The sequence below is a fragment of the Sporosarcina sp. FSL W7-1283 genome (genome assembly GCF_038003105.1).
In the GTDB taxonomy this organism is placed as follows: Bacteria; Bacillota; Bacilli; order Bacillales_A; family Planococcaceae; genus Sporosarcina; species Sporosarcina newyorkensis.
This window is the reverse complement of record NZ_JBBOOL010000001.1, coordinates 3,452,501-3,474,479: the sequence shown is the minus strand read 5'-3', so window position 1 is coordinate 3,474,479 and position 21,979 is coordinate 3,452,501. Positions and strand designations below refer to the sequence as shown.

The following is a 21,979-nucleotide window of genomic DNA, read 5'->3' as shown; positions in this document are numbered from 1 at the left end:
ACTATTTCTATAGTATAACGGAGTTAGTAGGAAAAGAAAGGATTACTAGAGAGTACGTCCTGCCTAGCCTTTCAAGAAACGGCTGTTTCCGTTACGTTTTTCAAAGAACGAGTAGATTTTCGGAAAATCCACACGAGCCCAATCGAAAGGATCGCTAATATGGCGGAAATAAAGTACATATTCCCTGCCTCCATCGTGAAAATCCAAGTGAATAACAATGGGCCGATGATCCGTCCCATATTATCCATGGAATAGGACAGACCGGCAGCCGTTCCATACATACCTCCTGCTTCCTTGGTTGTCAGTGAGACAAGAACAGTCCGCACAAGCGCATTTCCTGCTGTGAAGACACTCATCGCAAAACCTGCCCAAATTAAGTTCATTGAAAACGGAATGAGTGCCAAACCAATAGCCGTGACAATTTGCGCAACGATAATCCAGGAAGTCTCTGTTCCATTTTTTACTCTGCGCACGACTCCGCCTTGAATTGCGGCATCCACCAAACCGCTGACCATAAACAAATAACCGAGCTGCAAAGGCGTAATTTGAATTTTATCGATTTGGAACAACTGGAATGTCGACTCCACGCCTGCCAATAAGAAAGTTATGATGAAAGAAGTGATGAATAAATAGCGAATTCGATACGTCCAAAGTGTAGAGGCTCCTTTTGGTATGATCGCCCGTTTGTTTGCAGAATTATGTCTGTCGGGTTCCTTTAGAATGATGGACGCATAAACGGTTAATAAAAGTGTCAGCGTGCCCGATGCAAGAAAAGGAATTTGCAACTGTATATCACCAAGTATCCCACCAATTGCAGGGCCGAAAATAAAACCAAGTCCGATTGACATACCGAGAAGCCCCATATATTTATTACGGTTCTCCTCTGTAGTTAAGTCCGCTACAAAGCCGGTGACCGCTGTATAAAGAGCTCCAGAAAAGATGCCGCCGATAATCCGTGAAACGTATAATAGCGGTAAATGGTGCATGAATACTGCGAACAAGAAGAAGCTTGCGCTAAAACCAAGCAATCCAATCATGATCAGCTTCTTTCTGCCTGTCCGGTCAGATAGTGAACCCCATAATGGAGCCGTGAAAAAAGAGGATAGGGCGTAAATGGTCAGCAATCCTCCGACATGTACTTCTGAATAGCCTTCAGCCAGGATGACTTCGGGTAAGATAGGAATAATAATGCCAAATCCCAAATAGACAAAGAATTGGACGGACATCAATAAAAGAATCGTTTTCTTCATAGGTAACCCGCTTTCTGAGTAATTAGTTTCTCTCACATCGTACGATGAATGCGGATAGCGTTCAAGTATCGAGAGAACTAAAATGACATCTACAACCAATCAGTAATGAAGAAGTTCTGTTTTTCCATTGCTTCAGATTTTATATTCCAATGCAAAATACTTGCAAAATAAATGAAACTGTAACAAAAATGAAAGATTTAAAATGCTTTCACAGTGGTATAATAGGGATAATAAGAATTAATCATCAAAATAGAACTTCATAAGCTGGTAATGCGTCTATATAATTAACTAGGAAGGTTGAGGTGGGATGAATGGCTAAAGAAATGGACATAAAGAAAATTATATCCAACTTGGCAAAGCTTGGAGTTTCCGCAACGTTGACGAAATCGAGAAGTGATATGCTTCAATCTCTGACGCCTGCTGTACAAGCACCGCCCGTACAACCCAATTAAATTTGCAATAAGATAAAAAGATCACCTCTGAATCCTCGGAGGTGATCTTTTTATTAGGGATTCTTCAAATTTTCTTGACGAATTCAGACTTCAACTGCATGGCGCCGAATCCATCGATTTTACAGTCGATGTTATGGTCGCCGTCGACCAGGCGAATGCTTTTCACTTTTGTCCCCATCTTCAGTGCAGTGGAACTTCCTTTTACCTTCAAATCCTTGATAACGCTAACCGTGTCTCCGTCCTGCAGGAGATTTCCGTTGGCATCTTTCACTACTAGGCTCTCGTGATCAGACTCTTCCATGGATTCCTCTGTCCACTCATGCGCGCATTCAGGACACACGAGAAGGTTTCCATCCTCGTATGTATATTCAGATTGACACTTTGGACAATTTGGTAATGTTGGCATAAAAAACTCCCCCTTTCCTGTACAGTTTACACAACTTCTACCTGTCAGGAAAGGAGGTCTCTTTTTTACGCATAATCAGTCTTCATCGTCTGAAGCGAACATATACGTTCTATGATGGAATTTCATACTGAAAATCAAACCGATCGCCAGCATATTACTGAACAAGGAACTACCGCCATAGCTTATGAAAGGCAAAGGTATACCGGTAATCGGTAACAGCTGAATATTCATGCCGATGTTCTCGAACACGTGAAAGGCGATCATGGCGATAATACCTGTACACACATAGACACTGAATGGATCGTGAAGTGAAAGCGCCACTTTGGTTAAGTGATAAATCAAAATAAAATATAAAGTGATGACGACACAAGCACCGATAAATCCATATTCTTCACCGATAACGCTGAAAATAAAGTCGGTGTGATTTTCAGGGATGTAGACAATACGACCAAGAAAGCCTTTCCCTGTTAACTCTCCAGAGCCGATAGCAGTCATCGCCGTGATCAAGTTATACCCCTCATCTGTTGGATAGGAATACGGATCAAGCCATGAGTACACTCGTTTGAATTGATAAGGGGAAAATCCGATTTTATCCAAGAAATCCTGCGCATAGATAGCCATCCAGAGCACGCTTGCTGCCAGTGCCGCTCCGATTGAAAACAATGGAGCGAGCAACTTCCAGGAAATACCCGACACAATGACGACCGCAGCTGTAATCGAGACGAAAACGAGAGAAGTTCCTAAGTCGGGCTGCTTCATGATGAAGAACAATGGCACGACCAGCATGAGTGCAATCTTACCAAGTAACTTGAGATCTGATTGATAGGTCCGATGCAACACTTTTTCATTATGTGAGCTGACCATCCGTGCAAGCCCGAGAATGAAAAATGTTTTGATAAACTCGGCAGGCTGGATCGTTCCGATAACCGGTAGGTGAAGCCAGCGCTTCGCACTATAGCGCATCTCTGCGATTTGACCCGGTCCGCCCGGTGCAAGCATAAGGAATAGCAATAAGAAAATCCCGAAGCCATATACATACCAAGCAATTTTCTTATATTGATCTGGTTCAAAGTACATTACCATCGCGACAATGAACGATCCAAGAACGTACCATGTAACTTGTTTGATAACAAAGTTTTGAGTATATTGCTCAGAAGTTTGAGCAGAACCAATGACAACTAAACTAATAACCCCGAATAACATAATGATAAAGGCAAGTGTCCAGTCGAATCGTTCACCTAGCCTGTTTGTTTGTTTCAATTACGAACTCACCTTTTCTATAGCCATCATTTTGCTAGCTTTTATCAATATTCATTACAATCACTTATTATATCGTAAATGTTTTTAAGAAGTACACCTATTAATTGACGCTTTGTGAAATGAATGGTTTCTATAACTTGTAAAAAGAATGTCCAACGTTAGTTTTCCGTTCATGAACAGTCTCGTTTCATGGTAAACTATATGAATGAAATCTACGGATTGCGAGGAGATTGTATGAAAAAACGATTAGGGCTAGTATATGGCGGGAAATCCGCGGAGCATGAAGTTTCACTTTCCACAGCGCGTGCAGTTACACAGGCGCTGGATTTGAATAAATATGAAGTACTGCCGATTTACATTACGCTGCAAGGAGAATGGCTGAAAGGTCAGCCGCTCGAAGGACCGGTCACGGAAATCGACACGTTGCGTCTGAAAAAAGAAGGGGTGTCGCAACCGGATCATATTGAGGAATTTTTAAAAGGGGATATGCCGGATGTGATCCTTCCACTTCTGCATGGAACGAATGGGGAAGACGGTACAGTCCAGGGATTGTTTGAAGTGCTGAATATTCCATATGCAGGAAATGGTGTGCTTGCTTCATCAGCGGGCATGGATAAAGTTGTCATGAAACAATTATTCGCTCAAGCCGGATTGGCTCAAGTAGAATATATTCATTTCATTCGCAATGCATGGCAGGAGGACGCCTCAGCTTTATTAGACCAGGCAGAACAGAAATTGTCCTATCCGATGTTTGTTAAACCGGCAAATCTTGGTTCGAGTGTGGGGATCAGCAAGGCGGATGATCGAAACGAACTTCAACTGGCAATCGAACTGGCACTGAGATTCGATCGTAAAATCATTATAGAACAAGGCATCCAAGCGCGTGAAATCGAGATGGCGGTACTTGGTAACGATCACCCGGAAGTATCAGTTGCAGGTGAAATCCGTCCGGTCGCAGAGTTTTACGATTATGAAGCAAAGTATCAGGATCAAAGCACCGAATTATCAATACCGGCTGAAATTTCTGATCCAACGGCACGGCATATGAAAGACATGGCGTTCCGTGCATTCAAAGTGCTCGATTGTTCTGGGCTTGTTCGTGCAGATTTTTTCGTGACACAAGACGATGAAGTGTTGATCAATGAAGTAAATACTCTGCCGGGCTTTACTCCGACAAGTATGTTCCCATTGCTTTGGCAAAAATCCGGGCTTGCATATCCGGATCTGATCGACCGACTGATCGAGCTGGCATTTGAACGCCATGCTGAAAAGCAGAAATTGCATTACACAATGGATTGAGCGGAGGATATAACGTGAAACGAAATCTATCAACAATACAGCGGTGGTTGAAGGCGGATGGCCAGCATATTGCACAACAACTTGTAACAGGCGTATGTATCGATTCCCGCCAAGTCCAGGCCGGGGATTTGTTTATACCATTTCGTGGGGAACAGGTGAATGGCCACAAATTTGTGGAAGGTGCGATCGAACAAGGCGCCGTCGCCGCAATCTGGCTGAAAGACGAACCCAACCCGCCTGCTCACCTGCCACTTTTATTTGTCGAGGATGCAGAACTGGCACTACAGCAAATTGCACGCAGCTATCGGCAAGAGTTAAACTGTACGATTATCGGCGTAACAGGTTCCAATGGTAAAACGTCGACAAAAGATTTATTAGCTGGTGTGTTGTCTCCGTATTTCAAAGTGAAGAAGACGGAAGGTAATTTCAACAATGAGTTAGGTCTTCCACTGACGTTATTGTCGGTCGAAGAGGAAACCGAAGTTGCCATACTTGAAATGGGCATGAGTGGGTTCGGGGAAATCTCTTTCTTATCAACGCTTGCGGCTCCTCACTTCGCGGTGATCACCAATATTGGGGAAGCGCATATGCAAGACCTTGGCTCTCGTGAAGGAATTGCGAAAGCGAAGTTTGAAATAATCGATGGGCTGAAGAAAGACGGATTGCTGCTTTATGACGGCGACGAACCGTTGTTGCAGAACCTTATTGCGAGTCAGCCTGCAGTGCGCAGTATGTCATTCGGATACGAACGAGCGGATTTGACAGCGGAACAAATTGAGTCTACCGACAAAGGCAGTTCTTTTGCTGTTCGGGGTAAATTGCAAGGACAATTCACGATTCCTGTTTATGGTGCCCATCAAGTGAAAAATACGTTGGCGGCGATACTCATTGCCGATGAACTCGGGCTAACGGATGAGCAAATTAAAAACGCATTGGAGCAGACTGAACTGACTGATATGCGCATGCAACCCGTAGAAGGAATTAATGGTTCCTTGCTGATTAACGATGCATATAATGCAGCACCTACTTCTATGCGGGCGGCGTTCCGTTTTATTAAGGATACATCCGTTCGTCGAGATAAATGGCTTGTTCTTGGAGATATGCTGGAACTTGGGGAAGAAGAGCAAGACTACCACGAAGGGCTTGCAAATGATTTGAACGAGCTTGATCTGCAAGGCATCGCACTATTCGGCAGACGGATGAAATGGCTGGCGGATCAGCTGACGGACTTTCCGGGTGAAATCATGTGGACTGCGAATGATGTCGAACTGATTACGGATGCACTTAGACCAAAATTGACGGAACAGACAGTCGTGCTGTTTAAGGGTTCAAGAGGAATGGAGTTAGAGCGAATCATCCAGGCCCTGGCAGAGGAAACGCCGTGACGACTGGCGTGCTCTTTGTTCACGGATTTACAGGAGGCCCTTTTGAAATCGCTCCCTTGAAGCAGTTTTTGAATGCTCGTACCGATTGGATTGTGAGGTCTCCCGTTTTACCGGGACATGAATTGGAAATCGGTTTACAAGAAGGTTCTGCCGCTTCGTGGATGATGGCGGCAGAGCTTGAGTTACAGAAGTTGCAGAAAGAAGTGGATCATGTGATTGTCATCGGTTTCTCGATGGGTGGTTTAATCGCCATGTACTTGGCTTTGCGTTATCCAATAGCAAAGCTTGTGTTGCTAAGCGCTGCAGCGAAATACATAAGTCCGCGGATATTGATGGAAGATGCACATGTCATGATGATATCTTCCATTCAGCGTCGCTATCCCGCAGATTCTTTCTACCACTTGTACAATTACAAACTCACACATACACCGATGCGGGCGACGCTTGAATTTTTGCGTGTCGTCCGTTTGGTGAAACCGTATTACCATAAGGTGCGGACGCCGGTCTGCATCGTACAAGGTGAACAAGACGGAATCGTACCTGCTTCCACAGCTACTGTGTTATTCAGACAGCTTGGATCAGAGCATAAGAAATTGATTTATTCGGAACGCGGAAAGCATCATATTTGCTATAGCGATGACCGAGATTTGTGGTTTTCTAAGGTGCTGAACTTCTTGACAGAAGACTGATTAATGGAACATAAGCTGATTCGTTGCAGTCCGGGGTGATGCGTGTTAGACTAATGAAAGGAATTGGATACATTTACAACAGCACTCTTCCGTTTTGTGAAGAGTACTTTTTTTTGAATAAAACGGTGGACACTTAGGCAAACTAGCAATGAGTTGCCGATCCAACCGCTCGGCAAGGACTGAGCTTTCCTTGTATGTCACAGGTTTCGCATTGTGCTGCATAATAAATCTGGACACAATTACGCTAGATGTAATTGATATGCCCCCTCTGCATCCGCAGGAATCCTTCCATTAGAGATTTCAAACGCCAGATGGATATATCGGAAAGGCTCCCAACTTTCAAAGTACATGGCTCGAATTGCCGCGCTTTCATTTGCAAATGTAACCAATTGTCAAATGAAGAAACAAAGGAGATTGAATATTTTGACGAAGTTTTCAGAATTGAATATTAGTGAAACAACACAAAACGCTTTGCTACGCATGGGGTTTGAAGAAGCAACACCGATCCAAGAAGGTACGATTACATTTGGTATGGAAGGCCGAGACGTAATCGGTCAAGCTCAGACAGGTACAGGGAAAACAGCGGCTTTTGGTATTCCGATCATCGAGAAACTTGATCCGAAAAATCCGGCAGTCCAAGCATTAGTCATTGCACCTACGCGTGAGTTGGCAATCCAAGTATCCGAAGAAATCTACAAAGTGGGCTACGGCAGCCGTGCGAAAGTTCTTTCCGTTTATGGCGGACAAGAAATCGGTCGTCAAATCCGTGCACTACGCAACAATCCAAACATCGTAGTCGGAACACCGGGACGAATTTTGGACCATATTAACCGTAAAACATTGAAGCTAGACAATGTCCAAACGCTTGTATTGGACGAAGCAGATGAAATGTTGAACATGGGATTCATCGAAGATATCAATACGATTCTTGCGAGCGTTCCGGCTGAGCGTCAGACGCTGTTATTCTCAGCAACTATGCCAGCTCCGATTCGTAAAATCGCAGAAACATTTATGAAAAACCCTGAGATCGTGAAGATTAAATCCAAAGAGATGACTGTCGAAAATATTGAACAGTTTTTCGTTAAAGCACATGAGCGTGAGAAGTTCGATGTTCTTTCCAGATTGTTAAACGTTCACCAACCAGAACTTGCAATCGTCTTTGGTCGTACAAAGCGTCGTGTCGATGAGTTAGCACATGCATTGAGCATCCGCGGATACTTGGCAGAAGGAATCCACGGTGACTTGACACAAGCAAAGCGTATGTCAGTTTTGCGTCAATTTAAAGATAACAAAATTGATGTTCTAGTGGCAACAGACGTAGCGGCACGTGGATTGGATATTTCAGGTGTAACACATGTATACAACTTTGATATTCCACAAGATCCAGAAAGCTATGTTCACCGGATCGGACGTACAGGCCGTGCAGGTAAAAGCGGGATGGCGATTACTTTCGTCACACCACGTGAAATGGGCTACCTTCGTATAGTTGAAGAAACAACTAAGAAGCGTATGACTCCTTTACGTCCGCCAACATCTGACGAAGCATTGTTCGAACAGAAGAAGATAGCGGTTGAATCTTTATCAGAAACAATTAAGCAAAATAATTTAGAAGACTACGCAGGACTTGCAGCACAATTGCTTGATCAGTATGATGCAAAAGACATTGTGGCAGCAGCTCTTCGCTCGTTGACTAAAGATGTAGATGAGACACCGGTCACTATTACGGAAGAACGCCCATTGCCTTCACGTAGAACTTCATCCGGCAACCGTGGTGGCTATAAAGGCAACCGTAGCGGCGGCGGACGTTCTCAAGGCGGACGCAGCAGAAGCTTCAGCGGCGGTACTGGTGGTTCACGACGCAGCAGTGGCGGTGGACGCGACGGCGGCAGAAGAGACAGCCGTTCACGCAGCAACCGTACAGAACGATAAAAATAGAGTATTCAAAATCCGAACTTGCTTCCAGCAGTTCGGATTTTTTTTTAGATGTTATGATATGATCAATCAGAATGAAACGTTTTCAAGTTTATTTCGTATACATAGTAGGTATTGTGGAAAGGAGTAGATGTGATTGAGACAGCAACCTGCAAATCAAATCTCAAGAAAAGGACTGACCGTCTGGAGATTGTATGGAATTATACAAACTTTAATTTTAATGGCCGTCGCGATCGGCATCGGTTTTCTCGTGTATTACTTTGAATGGCCTATTTGGATAGGTATAGTAGCGGCAGTGGTTGTCATGCTGTATGCATTTTTCTCTATTTATCTATTCCCGAAAATTAGATGGGAACGGTGGCGTTATGAAGTGCGTGAAGCAGAGATCGAGCTGCAACATGGCCTTTTTATTGTCAATCGGACGTTGATTCCAATGGTTCGCGTGCAACATGTGGATACAGCGGAAGGACCGATTTTGCGTAAATATGGGTTGGCTTCGATTACCATCTCCACCGCGGCAACGAACCATTCTATTCCCGCTTTGGTGACGGAGGAAGCGGATGAATTGCGCAATCGGATTTCCACGTTTGCAAGGGTGGCGAAAGATGATGTCTGAACAACGCTATAAATTGCATTGGATCACGGCAGTAGTGGAAACGGTCAAAACATTGAAAGATATGATCGCACCTTTCGTTATCTTGGTCGTTGCCAACGGATTTAAAGGGGAGTCTACACAACCTTGGTTCGTTCAGTATTGGTCCCTAATTTTATTCGGTATTCTACTTGTGTCTACACTAGTAGCGGGTATCGTCAAATGGCGTCGTTTTGACTATTGGTTTGAGGATCAGGAATTGCGGATGGTTTCGGGTTTGTTCGTGCGAAAAAAACGCTATATTCCATTTGACCGTATACAAAGCCTTGATTATACGGAAGGGATTTTTCATCGTCCATTTAATTTGGTGAAAGTGAAAGTAGAAACTGCGGGTTCTGCTTCGGGCAAGGATGCAGAAGCGGAATTGACCGCCATCACGAAGGACGCAGCCGAGCAAATTGAACAGGAAATTCAGCGAGCGAAACGAGTTCAAATAATAGGGCCGGTTCCTCGTCGTTATGAAAATGAAGAATTGTTGCTTCACGGAGACCGTGAAATTATGCAAGAAACAGAACGATCAGTACGCGCTGTTTTTTCGATGACAACAGGTGATTTGCTTATGTTGGCAACTACGTCGGGAGGAATTGGGGTCATTTTATCGGGGGCCGTCGTATTTTTGTCGCAAATCGAGGAGATCATCCCATTTGATTGGCTATTTGGCGAATTGGAATCATTCGTTCGTTTTGGCGTGTTTGTGATCGGCATTCTGATTTTGCTAGGTTTCATACTGGTTTGGTTATTATCCGTTGCGATGACCTTCTTGGCGAATTACGATTTTAAAGTGAAATTGGAAAAAGATGATCTCGTTATCACGCGAGGACTGCTCGAAAAAAAACGTGTGACGGTTCCGCTGAATCGGGTTCAAAATGTCTCGATTGTGGAGAATCCATTTCGTCAGTTATTTGGTTATGCGAGCGTCGTTCTGAGCAGTGCAGGGGGAGTAGGGGAAGGTGCGCGTATCAAGCTTTTTCCATTGGCTAAACGTGATCGGATAATTGAGCCGCTGCAAGAGTTGTTTCCCAATTTGGATTTCGGTGAGCCGACGGAAGTGCTGGATGCGCGGGGGAAACGTTTTTATTATCGCTTTAAGCTCTTCCTGACGCTTGTACTCGTGGCGGCCGCTTCGTACTTTTTATTCCCATACGGTTTATTATCGTTATTGTTGCTCCCATTCGTGTGGGGGCTCGGACTCTGGCAATATAAGACAGCAGCTTATTCAATCTTACCCAAACAGTTGACCATGCGCTTCCGGTCCATAAGCCGACACACCGTGTTTATGGAAAAGAACCGTATCCAATCAATGGAGGTAGATCAAAACTACTTCCACCGCAGAAGAAAGGTGGCCACTGTCACGGCCAATGTCAAATCGGGCATGACTGTCGATGCTCCTGCGGTCCGACACATGCCGCAAGAACAAGCAGAGCAATTCCTTTTATGGTATGAATATCCCACGGAAAGTAAAGAATGAAAAAGCCAGACAAGATCGCTTGTCTGGCTTTCTGTTCATCTATCGCTTCTTTCTCCAACTGACGATATTCTTTGGATTGAAATAACTGAGTCCGATGAGGAAACCGGTGATCAATCCTGCGATATGTGCAGTGACATTAATATTCGTCCCGACAAATGTCATGACAACGCTTATAACGATGATCGGCAAAATCACTTGCTTCAATTGCGGGAAGACGTGCTTCGTATAATAAACGAGCGCACCGAACGCGCCGAACACTCCGAAAATCGCACCGCTTGCTCCCAAGTGACGATAGTCTCCTGATTGCAAGAAGTACGTGGCGACATCGCCGAACAAGCCTGCCAACATATAGATCGTAATAAAACGAGCCTTCCCTGCGATCTTCTCTAGTTCAGGACCGAAAATGAATAAAGAAAACATATTGAACAGTAAATGCGTCAACCCGCCATGTAAAAACATCGGGGTGACCAGGCGCCAATATTCTCCATTAGCGATTAAAAAGTTATCGCCGATACCGAACAGAAGGAGTTGGTTCCCGATGCCGGGAATCCACGTCAGTATAAAAATCCCGATATTCAATGCCAATAAGAATGTCACGATAGGATAAGCGCGAACATATTGCGAAAAGTTTTCTGTACGTATAAACATAGTTTCACCTCAATCTTCTGTACTGATTATACCTGTAAATCACACTGATGGGAAAGGAGATGTCTGTTTTGATACAAGGAATTGGACTGGATATAGTGGAATTAGAGCGTGTTGCGCGCTTGGACAAACGTAACTCTAAATTCCGTGAACGTATTTTGTCTTCATCTGAATTGCAAATCTATGAAAAAATGAGCGGTCATAGGAAAACGGAGTATTTGGCGGGTCGCTTCGCGGCAAAGGAGGCGTTTTCCAAAGCGCGGGGCACAGGCATAGGTCAAGATTGCGGTTTTCTAGATATCGAAGTGATTGCGGAACCAAGCGGCCGACCCGCATTGTACTTCCGTCGACAGCCTGTCAAAGGGTTCATCAGCATCACACATACACAAACTGTTGCGGCAGCACAAGTAATTTTAATGGAAGACTGAAGTGACAATCCAAAACTTTGAAACAAGCTCGCATATTCGATTCATCACTCTCATAAGATAAGCTACCCGAATTGATTGGAGAAAGGATGAATTGAATGCGGAAACGATTTCTGTTGTTAGTTGTCGTAGCAGTCTTGCTAGTCTTAGGGGGATGCGGTAAACCTTCTAAAGAAGATGTGATGAAAAAGCTCAGCAATAAATGGAACGAAACGAAAGGCTATGAATTGAATGCCTCAATGGAAATTAAAACGGGCGCAGAACCTCGGGTATACGATGTGGAGGTATGGCATACAAAGCCCGAATTTTACAAAGTGAATGTCACGCAATCGGGGAATGAAGATTCACAAATGATAGTCCGTAATGAAGAAGGTGTCTTTGTCATTACACCGTCCTTGGGCAAAACCTATAAATTTCAAAGTGACTGGCCTGCTCAAAACAGCCAAGGATATTTGATTGGTACGCTAGCGGAAGACATTAAGGTTGATAAAGCGGCGACAATGGAAGAAAAGGAAAAAGAGTATGTCTTTGAAACGGAAACTCGCAATAATCATAAAAAATTATTGCCTACGCAAAAGATTCATATCGATAAGAAAACACTCTTGCCGACTCATGTAACAATCCATGACGAAACGGGCGAGGAAAAGATTTCGATCAAGTTCTCTAAAATTTCTTTGGGTGTAGAGCATAAGGTTGCGGATTATGCGGTCGAAATGGAGCAACCAAAAGCGGAAAGTGATCAAGCGGGATCTGATGATGAGGAAGCTGGCGCTGATGAAAAAGCCGATGCTGATGAGAAAACAACAGGCTTTCAAACTTATTACCCAGCAGTGAATTGGGAAGGATCGACGGATGAAAAGAGCGTGGCGACTGAAAATGGTCAACGTATCTTGATGACGTTCAGCGGAGAGAAAGAATTTGTGGTTATTCAGGAACCTGCAGAAAAGCCGATGAACCAACTGCCTGTCTCAGTAGAGGGAGATCCAGTGGATTTAGGATTTGCTGTGGCAGCGTTAACGGACCAATCCATCCATTGGGAAGTAAATGGAGTGTCCTTCTTTGTCGCTTCTGAAACATTGAGCAAAGAAGAATTGATCACTGTTGCGAACTCCATGACCGTTACAGAAGCGAAATAATCAGCGGTTGAATCAATTGACTTGATCCTGCGTTCGGATAGATAATTAATTAAACAAGACACAGTCTATCCAATGAGGTGAAGCGAGATGTTCAACGAGACCGATTATCGGCCAACGAGAGCGATTATTGATACAACAGCAGTTAAGCATAATGTACAGCGTGTTATTTCTTATCTTCCGAACAAAACGAAATTGATCGCGGTTGTGAAGTCGGACGGCTATGGTCACGGCGCAGTGCAGATTTCAAATGCTGCGCTGGAGGCCGGAGCCGAGATGCTGGCTGTGGCTACGCCCGATGAAGCAATCACGCTCAGGAAACATTATCATGCAGTCGACATTCTCGTGATGGGGCCTTCACCTATTTCATTTGCGAAAGTGGCGGCAGAACAAGGTATTATGCTGACTATTACAAGCGCTGCATGGGTGAAACAAGTTAACGATCAACCGCAATTCGATAAAAAATGCAAAGTACATGTAAAAATTGATAGCGGAATGGGTAGAATCGGGGTACGGACTGAATCGGAGTTGACTAATCTGACCGAGTTGATTAATCAGTCCGATCACCTGTCGATTGATGGAACGTTTACTCATTTTGCCCGGGCGGATGAAAAGGATGCAGAGCCGACTCGATTGCAATTTAAACGATTTACACAACTGGTCGACTGTTTTCCGAAAAAGCCGCGCCTGGTTCATGCTTCTAATAGTGCTGCGACACTGATGTTCCCTGAATATGCACTAGATGCGGTTCGCTTTGGTGTGAGTCTGTACGGTATCGCACCATCCGCAGCCGTTGAGAGAAAGTTACCGTTTGTGCTTGAAAAAGCAATGTCGATTGAAACCGAGTTGGCTTATGTGAAGAAGTTGCCTGCCGGCGAACAAATCAGTTATGGCGGGACCTATGAAACAGAAGAAGATGAATGGATCGGCACGTTGCCAATCGGCTATGCAGATGGTTTAAAACGTTCATTAAAAGGGCAAGAAGTATTGATAGGAGGCAGGCGTGTCCCGATTGTCGGCACGATCTGCATGGATCAATGTATGATTAAACTCCCGCGCGAATATCCAGAAGGTGAAAAAGTAATATTAATCGGCAGGCAAGGAGATGAGGAGATCACCATAGAAGAATGGGCGGGACGGCTAGGTACCATCCCTTATGAAATAGCCGTAACATTTTCAGCGCGTATTCCTAGGGTTTATAAGTAAAATATTTCTCGTACAATTCGATGCAACTTTCGCAGCAATGGCCATTTATTTCGACAAACTACTGAATAAATTTGCATTTCTTGTCATAAGAGTTCAAACCATGTCTTTTCTTATTAGTATTTCGATGGTAAGATAGATTTGATATAGAAATAAGGGATGGGTTTGTCGGAGGTGCTCAAGTTGCGTACGAATAAAAACGAAAAAGAAATAATTAGTATAGCCCCAACAAGATTGCTGCAGCAAAATGAAGACGCAATCTTTCAGCGGGAGCAGATGCAAGATGATTTCGTTTATATGACGACAGAGAGACATATGGAGTATGGTGAAGCTTCCTTATTGCGGGAAGCTATGATCAGAGGTTATGTTGAAATGTCGCAGATTAACCTAAACATAGCGGCAGAGTGTTTATATGCGGAATTTGAAGCTCAGCATACCGTGGAACGTTGCGTCAGCGGAGGATGAAAAGTTGGCAATTAAACGTGGAGACGTCTTTTTTGCAGATTTGTCACCTGTAGTCGGTTCTGAACAGGGAGGGACCCGACCGGTTTTGGTCATACAAAATGACATCGGAAATCGGTTTAGTCCCACAGTAATCGTGGCAGCCATTACTGCACAAATACAAAAAGCAAAATTGCCGACACATGTCGAAATAACGGCGGCACGGCATGGATTCGAGCGGGATTCAGTCATCCTGCTCGAGCAAGTCCGCACAATCGACAAGTCGAGGCTCACAGACAAGATAACACATTTAGACGATGCGTTAATGAAACAAGTCGATGAGTCATTGCAAGTAAGTTTCGGGCTCATTAAATTTTAGCATACATATTCTAACTACAGTTTTAAAAAAGAAGCAGTACAAGATGGCTGCTACCCTAAAACACTACTGCCAATAGGCTATAGTGTTTTTTTGTATAGTTCTTTAATAAAAAACAGCAAAATACATGTAGTTTGTACAAATTTTCGTTACAATAGAGATAACTGAAGGTATAGGGAGGAACAAATGGCGATGAATGAAGTAATGAAACAAAGCATATCCGACAATATAGATACCATCACCAAACGCTGGGTGGAGCAAATGAAAGATAACTCCAGTGAGCGATTTTTAGATTTGATGCCGGCGAGTGTTGTAGAAACGACGAGCAGGGAATTTACTAAATTAATGACTTCCAATTTATCCCATCGAGAGAAAGTGGACAAAGAAAGATTGGACGAGTTCACTGAGAAGATCATTCATTTTGGTTGGTCCATCAAATTCGTTAACCGTGCGATTGATACATTTTCTGCAGTTGTGTACGATTTATTTTTCGAAACAGGCATTCTGACAAATTTAAATCTACGTCAAGGGATGGTCATTTTCTCGAGCTGGATCAACCCATTGCGCGAGAGTATTATTGAAGAATACGCTACGAAGTGGGAACAAACAGATAGCCTGCAAAAAATTGCTTTGCAGGAATTATCAGCCTCCTTGATTCCAGTATTTGAAAAAATCTCCGTTATGCCGTTAGTAGGGACGATCGATACAGAGCGCGCCAAACTGATTATGGAAAATTTGTTGGAAGGTGTCGTAAAACAACGTGCCGAAGTGGTGTTGCTTGATATTACAGGCGTGCCAGTCGTGGATACAATGGTGGCTCATCATATAATTCAGGCTGCAGATGCAGTGCGTCTTGTCGGCGCGAAATGTATGTTGGTCGGTATCCGGCCTGAAATTGCTCAGACTATCGTAACATTGGGTATTAACTTAACGGACTTTTCAACGACCAGCACACTGAGACGAGGGATGCAAGAGGCGTTGCAGATGACAGGACGTACGATAGTGGAGGAGGAATAGTATGAAGATGCGAATCCCGATTCTAAAGTTAAAAGATACATTAATCGTATCTATTCAGGTAGAGTTAGATGATCAGACCGCTTTGCAATTCCAAGAAGATTTATTGGATCAATTGCATAAGACATCAGCCCGCGGTGTGGTAATCGATCTGACGCCAATTGACTTCATTGATTCATTTATAGCGAAAGTACTCGGTGATGTGATTCACATGACCAGTCTGATGGGAGCGAAAGTGGTCATCACAGGTATTCAACCATCAGTAGCCATCACGCTTATTGAACTTGGTATACGCTTGGAGAATGTGAAGACTGCATTAGATCTAGAAAACGGGCTTGAGAAATTGACTAGAGAATTGGAGGCCTGACCATGGAGCACGGGTCTTCTATAGAGATCAATACGGAATGGGACATTGTTGCAGCAAGGCAGCTTGGCCGTAATGAGGCGAAGGAAACTGGCTTTGGAACGGTGGACCAAGCAAGAATTACAACTGCCATCAGCGAATTGGCGAGAAATATATATCTGTATGCAGGAAAGGGTGTAATTAAAATTGAGCCTGTCCGGGCAGGTCAGCGAACAGGATTGATTATTACGGCTTCAGACGAAGGACCGGGTATTACTGACTTGCAAAAAGTGATGGAGGATGGATTTACTACTTCTGGAGGGCTGGGTGCCGGTATGCCTGGAGTCAAGCGATTGATGGATGATTTTCGCGTGGAGACGGAAGTAGGTATTGGTACTACCATTACTGCGACGAAATGGTTGCACTAGGAGTTGAAGAACATTGCCACAGGAAACAGGTAAACAGTATAAACAAATGCTGAAGAGTTTTCTGCGCACCCAAGGGGAAGAGGATCTTTATTTGGGTCAGCAATTCAGTCGCAATTTTATAGAAAAGAAAATTGCGCCTGAAGATGTAATCAGCCTTCACAAAACCTCTATTGAAGAGTTGATTGAGGACCTTCCCCCGGCAGTAAGTATTTCTTTTGATTTTTTAATTGAAATGATGATCCATTATGGACTAGCTTTGAAAGAACACCAAAGTCTAATCCGTAAGCAAGAAGCCATTCAAATGGAGATGGATATTGCGGTAAGGATGCAGAATACGCTGTTACAGACAGCGACTCCTGAGGTAAAAGGTTTGGACATCGGCTGGATCTCGAAGCCTGCTAAACAGATGAATGGTGACTATGTATACTTTTTGAATGAAACTACAAGTGAAGTGTGCTTAGCTGTGGCGGATATTATCGGCAAAGGGATGTCTGCTGCTATGCATATGTCCATGGTGAAATTCGGTATGGATAGTTTGCGCTACGAAAAGAGAAGTCCGTCTGAAGTACTCAGTTTTATTAATAAAATGATTGAAAAAAGCATTTCTGATTCGATGTTCGTTTCCATGTTCTATGGAAAGTATGACACGGATACCGCTACGTTTCGTTATGCTTCAGCGGGACATGAACCAGCCCTTTTTTATTGTGCAGCCGAAAAAGAATTTAGGCTGTTGGAGAGCAAAGGTCTTCTGCTTGGTGTTCAGGAAGAAGCAAAATACGAGGAACGTACAGCTAAGCTCGAAGTGGATGATTTCGTCGTTATAATGACAGATGGTGTAAGTGAAACGCGAACAGAAAATGGATTCATTGAAATGGATTTTATCGAAAACTTACTGTGTCAGGTGAAGTCCGAAAATGCACAAGCGATGGTCGACTATTTATTTAATGAACTTTCTAGAATGCAAGACTACCAGTTGCATGACGACTTTACACTGGTTATTTTGAAAAAAACAAAATAAATGTTTTGAAGTTTGGAAAGCGGGTATATAACAAGATGTGTGCAAAGATCGAAAGACAACGCACATAAATTGGAAAAATAGAGAAACCGATCGGGGTGGCGAAATGAATTTACAAGTTGAGCAAGTAGACAAGGATTTAGTTCATAAATTTAAGATTATTGGTGAGATTGATATATATACGGCACCAAAGTTGAAGGAACATTTGGCAAAGTTGGAGCAGGCAGAAGGAATGGAAGTTGAGCTGGACTTATCTGAGGTCAATTACATGGATAGTACAGGATTAGGCGTTTTCGTCGGCTTCTATAAAGAGATTAAAGCACATAACGCTAAATTGGTGATCAAAGGATTGAATCAGCGCCTCTATCGATTATTCGAAATCACAGGGTTGAATGAAATTATGGAGATAGAACAGATAGAAGGTGGCGAAGATGATGCAAGCGTTTGATTATATTGAAGTGAAAGTTCCGGCGAAACCACAATATGTTGGGGTAGCTCGATTGGCGATTTCAGGCTTGGCGAGCCGTCTAGGATTTACATACGATGAGATCGAGGATTTGAAAATCGCTGCAAGTGAAGCTGTGACGAACGCAGTGCAGCACGCCTACAATGACGAGAAAGTAGGTGAAGTGATTTTAGGCTGTGCCCTCTATGAGGACCGATTGGAAATTGTCGTGACAGATCATGGCAGAAGCTTCGATTTTGAAGAAACGAAGAAGAAGATTGGTCCATACCAAGACTGGAACGAGGAATCACCATTAAGGGAAGGAGGATTAGGCCTTTACTTGATGGAAGCATTAATGGATGAAGTGAAAATTGATCATGGGGAGGGTGTCATCGTCTTCATGACCAAATACTTGGGCAGAGAGCGAGGAGAAGGACATGTCAAACCAACGGTCTTCTCGTGACAATGAGACAAAGGAACAAGTAATTCAGTGGATACATGAATATCAAGAGACACAAGATGACGACGCCCAGACGCAGTTAGTCTTGCATTACGAGCGTTTGGTTCATTCGATTGCCCGGAAATATTCCCGTGGCCAATCACATCACGAAGACATCGTGCAAGCAGGTATGCTCGGGTTATTAGGTGCGATTCGTCGCTATGATCCTGAGCAAGGAAGAAGTTTCGAAGCATTTGCCGTACCAACAATTATAGGCGAAATCAAGCGTTTCCTTCGCGATAAGACATGGGCTGTCCATGTACCGCGACGTATAAAAGAATTGGGCCCTAAAATTAAAGCGGCTGTTGAGACGTTGACAACAGAGTTTCAACGCTCGCCTATGGTATACGAAATAGCAGAGTATCTTGACACTGACGAAGAACTTGTATTGGAAGCAATGGAGATGGGCAGAAGTTATCAAGCGTTATCCATTGACCATACGCTGGATGCGGATTCAGAAGGCGGCACAATTACGCTGCTTGATATTATAGGTGAAACAGACGGTGGATTTGAAAAGACAGACCAACGAATGCTGGTCTTAGATGCATTAAGTGTATTGAGCGAACGTGAGCGCCAAATTATCCAGTATACATATATTGACCAGATGAGTCAGAAAGAAGCTGGGGAATTACTGAATATCTCTCAAATGCATGTATCTAGACTGCAAAGGAAAGCAATTAAGAAACTGCAAGAAGTAATACTAACAAGTGGTGGTGCGAAGTAGTGAAAACTTTCGAGAATGAATATGTAGAGGCATATATATACCAACAGTCGAAAAAGGGAAATAAGGATTCTGGGGATGCATACTACATTCATTCAGAAGAGGATTATTTCATTTGTGCAATCGCAGACGGTTTAGGAAGCGGAACAGACGCTAAGGAATCCGCCGAAGTGATACCGAACGTATTGGAAGAGTACCATCATGAATCACCTGACGATTTGTTGCTACGTTGCAATAAATTAATGTTCCACAAACGTGGCGCAGCGGTCGGTATTGTAAAAGTTTATTTTACCCAGCAAACTTTGGAATACAGTTGTGTTGGTAATATCCGTCTATATATCCTACAGTCAAATGGTCAGATGATTTATCCGTTGCCTGTCATGGGCTACCTATCAGGACGTCCGCAATCACTTCGTACGCAACGCTATCCATATCATAAGAATGATCGATTTTTCTTACATTCAGATGGCGTGAGCTTGCGTAGCCCTAAAAAGTATTTACAAGAGAACACCACACCCTATCAATTGTACAGGAAAATTGAAAGTACAATCGATTCGAATGATGACGCGACATTCATTGCGGCAAGCCTGCTTCATTAATTTGAAGTGGGTTTTTTTGTATGTACTTATCAGATAGGTAAGGCAGGAATCTGAATTCGACCTATGCTATTATATGGAAAGAAGAAGGGGTGGTTGAATTGTCGATAGATCTTATGGAAGCAACTGCGAGCCGAGCAGGCATTGGCAAACGTCAAACTGCAAGTGTTATCGCGCTATTGGAAGAAGGCAACACAGTACCTTTTATTGCGCGTTACCGTAAAGAAGCGACGGGTTCATTAGATGAAGTGCAGATAAAAGAGATTGAAGACTCTTATCACTATGTAAAATCATTGGAACAACGAAAAGAGGAAGTACTTCGTTTAATTGAAGAGCAAGGAAAGCTGAACGATCAATTAAAGGCCGATATTGAGCGGGCGACTGTATTGCAGCGGATTGAAGACTTATATCGTCCATACAAGCAAAAACGTCGAACGAAGGCGATGATCGCTATCGAAAGCGGTTTAGAACCGCTGGCTGATGAGATGATGCAACAAACAAACAGTAGTATCGAAAAGTCAGCTGCTGTGTACGTGAACACGGAAAAAGAGGTTCACACAATCGAAGATGCTCTTGAAGGTGCTAAATTCATTATTGCGGAAAGAGTTTCTGAAGACGCCACAATGCGGGAACGTATCCGTAAAACTACGTGGTCTGCAGGACGCTTGACGGCTGCTTTGAAAAAAGGTGCGGAAGATGAGCGGAAAGTTTTCGAAAATTATTATGATTACGAAGAACCGTTGAATAAAATTGTTCCTCACAGAGTGCTTGCCATCAATCGTGGAGAAAAGGAAGATGTACTGCGTGTCGGTGTAGGTTTTCCGGCTGATCGGATTGTCGGAGATCTGGAGCGGGCGTACCTCAAACAAACAGGTTCGCCATCTGCATCTTATATAAAGAACGCATTGGAAGATTCATTCAAGCGGTTAATCGCTCCTTCTATTGAAAGGGAAGTACGAACAGCGTTGACTGAAAAAGCCGAAGCGCAGGCGATTCATGTGTTTTCCGAAAATCTTCGGAGCCTTTTACTGCAAGCTCCCTTAAAAGGCAGAACAGTTCTCGGTGTGGACCCTGCTTTCCGTACAGGGTGTAAGTTGGCGGTCGTAGATGAGACGGGTAAGCTTCATGATATCTCCGTGATATATCCACATCCGCCCAAACCGCAAAAAGAGGCATCGAAAAAAGTAATAATGGATTTATTGAAGAAATATCCGATTTCGATCATTGCAATCGGCAATGGAACCGCTTCAAGAGAAACCGAGAAATTCATTGTCGAACTAATTAAAGAAGCTGAAGAGCCAGTTTCCTACGTGATAGTAAACGAGGCAGGTGCCAGTGTCTATTCGGCGTCACCGCAAGCAAGGGAAGAGTTCCCTGATCTCCAAGTCGAACAGCGTAGCGCTGTATCGATTGCACGTCGTTTGCAAGATCCGCTGTCAGAACTCGTCAAAATTGATCCCGAGTCAATAGGTGTGGGGCAATATCAGCATGACGTGGCAAAAAAGAATCTGTCGGAGTCCTTGTCCTTTGTCGTAGAAACGGCAGTAAACCAGGTAGGTGTCAATGTCAACACCGCCTCTTCTTCACTTTTGCAATATGTTTCAGGGCTTTCAAAAACTGTAGCTGAAAACATCGTCAAAGCAAGGGGAGAAGCAGGTAAATTCAAAAAGCGAACAGACTTAAAGAAGATTCCAAGATTAGGTGCCAAAACATATGAGCAAGCAATCGGCTTCCTGCGCATACCAGAATCCAAAGAACCTTTTGATACAACAGGGATTCACCCGGAAAGCTATAAAATTGCAGAATCCGTTTTGAAAGAAGTAGCGCTGGATAAAACTCAATTGGGAACGAGTGAAGCGACAGAGGCTTTGGGGAAAGTCGACATTGCACAACTGGCTAGAC

Annotated in this window: 25 protein-coding genes (1 of these 25 only partly in view); 21 read left to right on the top strand and 4 right to left on the bottom strand. The window is 43.6% G+C overall.

What is annotated here, in order from left to right; translation table 11 throughout:
* Window positions 1-71 precede the first annotated feature (71 nt).
* On the bottom strand, window positions 72-1,250 hold the full coding sequence (locus MKY93_RS18160) for an MFS transporter (protein ID WP_009498881.1): 1,179 nt from the start codon (window positions 1,248-1,250) through the stop codon (window positions 72-74).
* 311 nt (window positions 1,251-1,561) lie between these two features.
* Here MKY93_RS18160 and MKY93_RS18155 point away from each other — a divergent pair, with 311 nt between their 5' ends.
* Window positions 1,562-1,702 carry an Lmo0850 family protein gene (locus MKY93_RS18155; protein WP_009498880.1) on the top strand — a complete coding sequence of 47 codons (141 nt, stop codon included), beginning with the start codon at window positions 1,562-1,564 and terminating at the stop codon, window positions 1,700-1,702.
* Window positions 1,703-1,766: 64 nt separating this feature from the next.
* Here MKY93_RS18155 and MKY93_RS18150 read toward each other — a convergent pair whose 3' ends face one another.
* Both MKY93_RS18150 and MKY93_RS18145 read right to left on the bottom strand, forming a co-directional pair.
* A complete protein-coding gene (locus MKY93_RS18150; protein WP_009498879.1) occupies window positions 1,767-2,108 on the bottom strand; it encodes a zinc ribbon domain-containing protein YjdM in 342 nt (113 codons plus the stop codon).
* 75 nt (window positions 2,109-2,183) lie between these two features.
* A complete protein-coding gene (locus MKY93_RS18145) occupies window positions 2,184-3,368 on the bottom strand; it encodes an FtsW/RodA/SpoVE family cell cycle protein (RefSeq protein WP_340760617.1) in 1,185 nt (394 codons plus the stop codon).
* A gap of 234 nt (window positions 3,369-3,602) precedes the next feature.
* On the opposite strand from MKY93_RS18145, the gene MKY93_RS18140 reads away from it, so the two are divergent.
* The 6 genes from MKY93_RS18140 (at window position 3,603) to MKY93_RS18115 (ending at window position 10,793) form a co-directional block, all read left to right on the top strand.
* A complete protein-coding gene (locus tag MKY93_RS18140; protein ID WP_340760616.1) occupies window positions 3,603-4,667 on the top strand; it encodes a D-alanine--D-alanine ligase in 1,065 nt (354 codons plus the stop codon).
* 14 nt (window positions 4,668-4,681) lie between these two features.
* On the top strand, window positions 4,682-6,052 hold the full coding sequence (locus MKY93_RS18135; protein WP_340760615.1) for a UDP-N-acetylmuramoyl-tripeptide--D-alanyl-D-alanine ligase: 1,371 nt from the start codon (window positions 4,682-4,684) through the stop codon (window positions 6,050-6,052).
* Window positions 6,049-6,741 carry an alpha/beta hydrolase gene (locus tag MKY93_RS18130; protein WP_340760614.1) on the top strand — a complete coding sequence of 231 codons (693 nt, stop codon included), beginning with the start codon at window positions 6,049-6,051 and terminating at the stop codon, window positions 6,739-6,741. Before MKY93_RS18135 ends, MKY93_RS18130 begins: the two co-directional genes overlap by 4 nt.
* A 423-nt stretch (window positions 6,742-7,164) precedes the next feature.
* Window positions 7,165-8,670, top strand: coding sequence for a DEAD/DEAH box helicase (locus tag MKY93_RS18125; RefSeq protein ID WP_040759893.1), 1,506 nt, complete (start codon window positions 7,165-7,167; stop codon window positions 8,668-8,670).
* Between the two features lie 139 nt (window positions 8,671-8,809).
* Window positions 8,810-9,289, top strand: coding sequence for a PH domain-containing protein (locus tag MKY93_RS18120; RefSeq protein ID WP_221836218.1), 480 nt, complete (start codon window positions 8,810-8,812; stop codon window positions 9,287-9,289).
* Complete coding sequence (locus MKY93_RS18115) at window positions 9,282-10,793, top strand: PH domain-containing protein (protein WP_340760613.1); 1,512 nt, start codon at window positions 9,282-9,284, stop codon at window positions 10,791-10,793. Before MKY93_RS18120 ends, MKY93_RS18115 begins: the two co-directional genes overlap by 8 nt.
* 39 nt (window positions 10,794-10,832) lie before the next feature.
* Here MKY93_RS18115 and MKY93_RS18110 read toward each other — a convergent pair whose 3' ends face one another.
* On the bottom strand, window positions 10,833-11,441 hold the full coding sequence (locus tag MKY93_RS18110) for a rhomboid family intramembrane serine protease (protein WP_009498870.1): 609 nt from the start codon (window positions 11,439-11,441) through the stop codon (window positions 10,833-10,835).
* Window positions 11,442-11,509: 68 nt separating this feature from the next.
* On the opposite strand from MKY93_RS18110, the gene acpS reads away from it, so the two are divergent.
* The 14 genes from acpS to MKY93_RS18040 all read left to right on the top strand — a co-directional run.
* Entirely contained in the window at window positions 11,510-11,866 is a 357-nt protein-coding gene (acpS, locus tag MKY93_RS18105; protein ID WP_078818254.1) for a holo-ACP synthase, read from the top strand.
* Between the two features lie 95 nt (window positions 11,867-11,961).
* Complete coding sequence (locus tag MKY93_RS18100; RefSeq protein WP_009498868.1) at window positions 11,962-12,999, top strand: LolA family protein; 1,038 nt, start codon at window positions 11,962-11,964, stop codon at window positions 12,997-12,999.
* An 87-nt stretch (window positions 13,000-13,086) separates the two neighbouring features.
* Window positions 13,087-14,202: an alanine racemase gene (alr, locus tag MKY93_RS18095; protein ID WP_340760612.1), complete on the top strand. Its 1,116-nt coding sequence runs from the start codon at window positions 13,087-13,089 to the stop codon at window positions 14,200-14,202.
* Window positions 14,203-14,358: 156 nt separating this feature from the next.
* Window positions 14,359-14,664: a hypothetical protein gene (locus tag MKY93_RS18090; protein ID WP_009498866.1), complete on the top strand. Its 306-nt coding sequence runs from the start codon at window positions 14,359-14,361 to the stop codon at window positions 14,662-14,664.
* Between the two features lie 4 nt (window positions 14,665-14,668).
* Window positions 14,669-15,019 carry a type II toxin-antitoxin system PemK/MazF family toxin gene (locus tag MKY93_RS18085; protein WP_009498865.1) on the top strand — a complete coding sequence of 117 codons (351 nt, stop codon included), beginning with the start codon at window positions 14,669-14,671 and terminating at the stop codon, window positions 15,017-15,019.
* Between the two features lie 189 nt (window positions 15,020-15,208).
* The gene (locus MKY93_RS18080) at window positions 15,209-16,033 is read left to right on the top strand and encodes an RsbT co-antagonist protein RsbRA (protein ID WP_340760949.1); all 825 of its coding nucleotides are present in this window, start codon (window positions 15,209-15,211) and stop codon (window positions 16,031-16,033) included.
* A gap of 1 nt (window position 16,034) precedes the next feature.
* Complete coding sequence (locus tag MKY93_RS18075; protein ID WP_009498863.1) at window positions 16,035-16,397, top strand: STAS domain-containing protein; 363 nt, start codon at window positions 16,035-16,037, stop codon at window positions 16,395-16,397.
* Window positions 16,398-16,399: 2 nt separating this feature from the next.
* Window positions 16,400-16,801 carry an anti-sigma regulatory factor gene (locus MKY93_RS18070; RefSeq protein ID WP_009498862.1) on the top strand — a complete coding sequence of 134 codons (402 nt, stop codon included), beginning with the start codon at window positions 16,400-16,402 and terminating at the stop codon, window positions 16,799-16,801.
* A 13-nt stretch (window positions 16,802-16,814) separates the two neighbouring features.
* Window positions 16,815-17,819 (top strand): PP2C family protein-serine/threonine phosphatase, encoded by a 1,005-nt coding sequence (locus MKY93_RS18065; RefSeq protein WP_340760611.1) that lies wholly within the window; start codon window positions 16,815-16,817, stop codon window positions 17,817-17,819.
* 103 nt (window positions 17,820-17,922) lie between these two features.
* A complete protein-coding gene (locus tag MKY93_RS18060) occupies window positions 17,923-18,264 on the top strand; it encodes an STAS domain-containing protein (protein ID WP_040759890.1) in 342 nt (113 codons plus the stop codon).
* Window positions 18,251-18,724 (top strand): anti-sigma B factor RsbW, encoded by a 474-nt coding sequence (rsbW, locus tag MKY93_RS18055; RefSeq protein WP_040759889.1) that lies wholly within the window; start codon window positions 18,251-18,253, stop codon window positions 18,722-18,724. Before MKY93_RS18060 ends, rsbW begins: the two co-directional genes overlap by 14 nt.
* Window positions 18,699-19,484 carry an RNA polymerase sigma factor SigB gene (sigB, locus tag MKY93_RS18050; protein WP_009498857.1) on the top strand — a complete coding sequence of 262 codons (786 nt, stop codon included), beginning with the start codon at window positions 18,699-18,701 and terminating at the stop codon, window positions 19,482-19,484. The genes rsbW and sigB overlap by 26 nt, the downstream gene beginning before the upstream one ends.
* Window positions 19,484-20,080 (top strand): PP2C family serine/threonine-protein phosphatase, encoded by a 597-nt coding sequence (locus MKY93_RS18045; RefSeq protein ID WP_340760610.1) that lies wholly within the window; start codon window positions 19,484-19,486, stop codon window positions 20,078-20,080. The genes sigB and MKY93_RS18045 overlap by 1 nt, the downstream gene beginning before the upstream one ends.
* Before the next feature lie 113 nt (window positions 20,081-20,193).
* On the top strand, window positions 20,194-21,979 hold the 5' portion of the coding sequence (locus MKY93_RS18040) for a Tex family protein (RefSeq protein ID WP_340760609.1). 356 nt of this gene lie beyond the right edge of the window; only the first 1,786 of its 2,142 coding nucleotides appear in the window; it begins with the start codon at window positions 20,194-20,196; its stop codon lies off the right edge, out of view.

Bases quoted from the DNA above. Each gene is read 5' to 3' on its own strand.
- MKY93_RS18060 (WP_040759890.1), top strand. From the start codon at position 17,923: ATGAATTTACAAGTTGAGCAAGTAGACAAGGATTTAGTTCATAAATTT.
- alr (WP_340760612.1), top strand. From the start codon at position 13,087: ATGTTCAACGAGACCGATTATCGGCCAACGAGAGCGATTATTGATACA.
- sigB (WP_009498857.1), top strand. From the start codon at position 18,699: ATGTCAAACCAACGGTCTTCTCGTGACAATGAGACAAAGGAACAAGTA.
- MKY93_RS18140 (WP_340760616.1), top strand. From the start codon at position 3,603: ATGAAAAAACGATTAGGGCTAGTATATGGCGGGAAATCCGCGGAGCAT.
- MKY93_RS18070 (WP_009498862.1), top strand. From the start codon at position 16,400: ATGGAGCACGGGTCTTCTATAGAGATCAATACGGAATGGGACATTGTT.
- MKY93_RS18090 (WP_009498866.1), top strand. From the start codon at position 14,359: ATGGGTTTGTCGGAGGTGCTCAAGTTGCGTACGAATAAAAACGAAAAA.
- MKY93_RS18100 (WP_009498868.1), top strand. From the start codon at position 11,962: ATGCGGAAACGATTTCTGTTGTTAGTTGTCGTAGCAGTCTTGCTAGTC.
- MKY93_RS18075 (WP_009498863.1), top strand. From the start codon at position 16,035: ATGAAGATGCGAATCCCGATTCTAAAGTTAAAAGATACATTAATCGTA.
- MKY93_RS18160 (WP_009498881.1), bottom strand. From the start codon at position 1,250: ATGAAGAAAACGATTCTTTTATTGATGTCCGTCCAATTCTTTGTCTAT.
- MKY93_RS18155 (WP_009498880.1), top strand. From the start codon at position 1,562: ATGGCTAAAGAAATGGACATAAAGAAAATTATATCCAACTTGGCAAAG.
- MKY93_RS18080 (WP_340760949.1), top strand. From the start codon at position 15,209: ATGAATGAAGTAATGAAACAAAGCATATCCGACAATATAGATACCATC.
- MKY93_RS18115 (WP_340760613.1), top strand. From the start codon at position 9,282: ATGTCTGAACAACGCTATAAATTGCATTGGATCACGGCAGTAGTGGAA.
- MKY93_RS18150 (WP_009498879.1), bottom strand. From the start codon at position 2,108: ATGCCAACATTACCAAATTGTCCAAAGTGTCAATCTGAATATACATAC.
- MKY93_RS18110 (WP_009498870.1), bottom strand. From the start codon at position 11,441: ATGTTTATACGTACAGAAAACTTTTCGCAATATGTTCGCGCTTATCCT.
- rsbW (WP_040759889.1), top strand. From the start codon at position 18,251: ATGCAAGCGTTTGATTATATTGAAGTGAAAGTTCCGGCGAAACCACAA.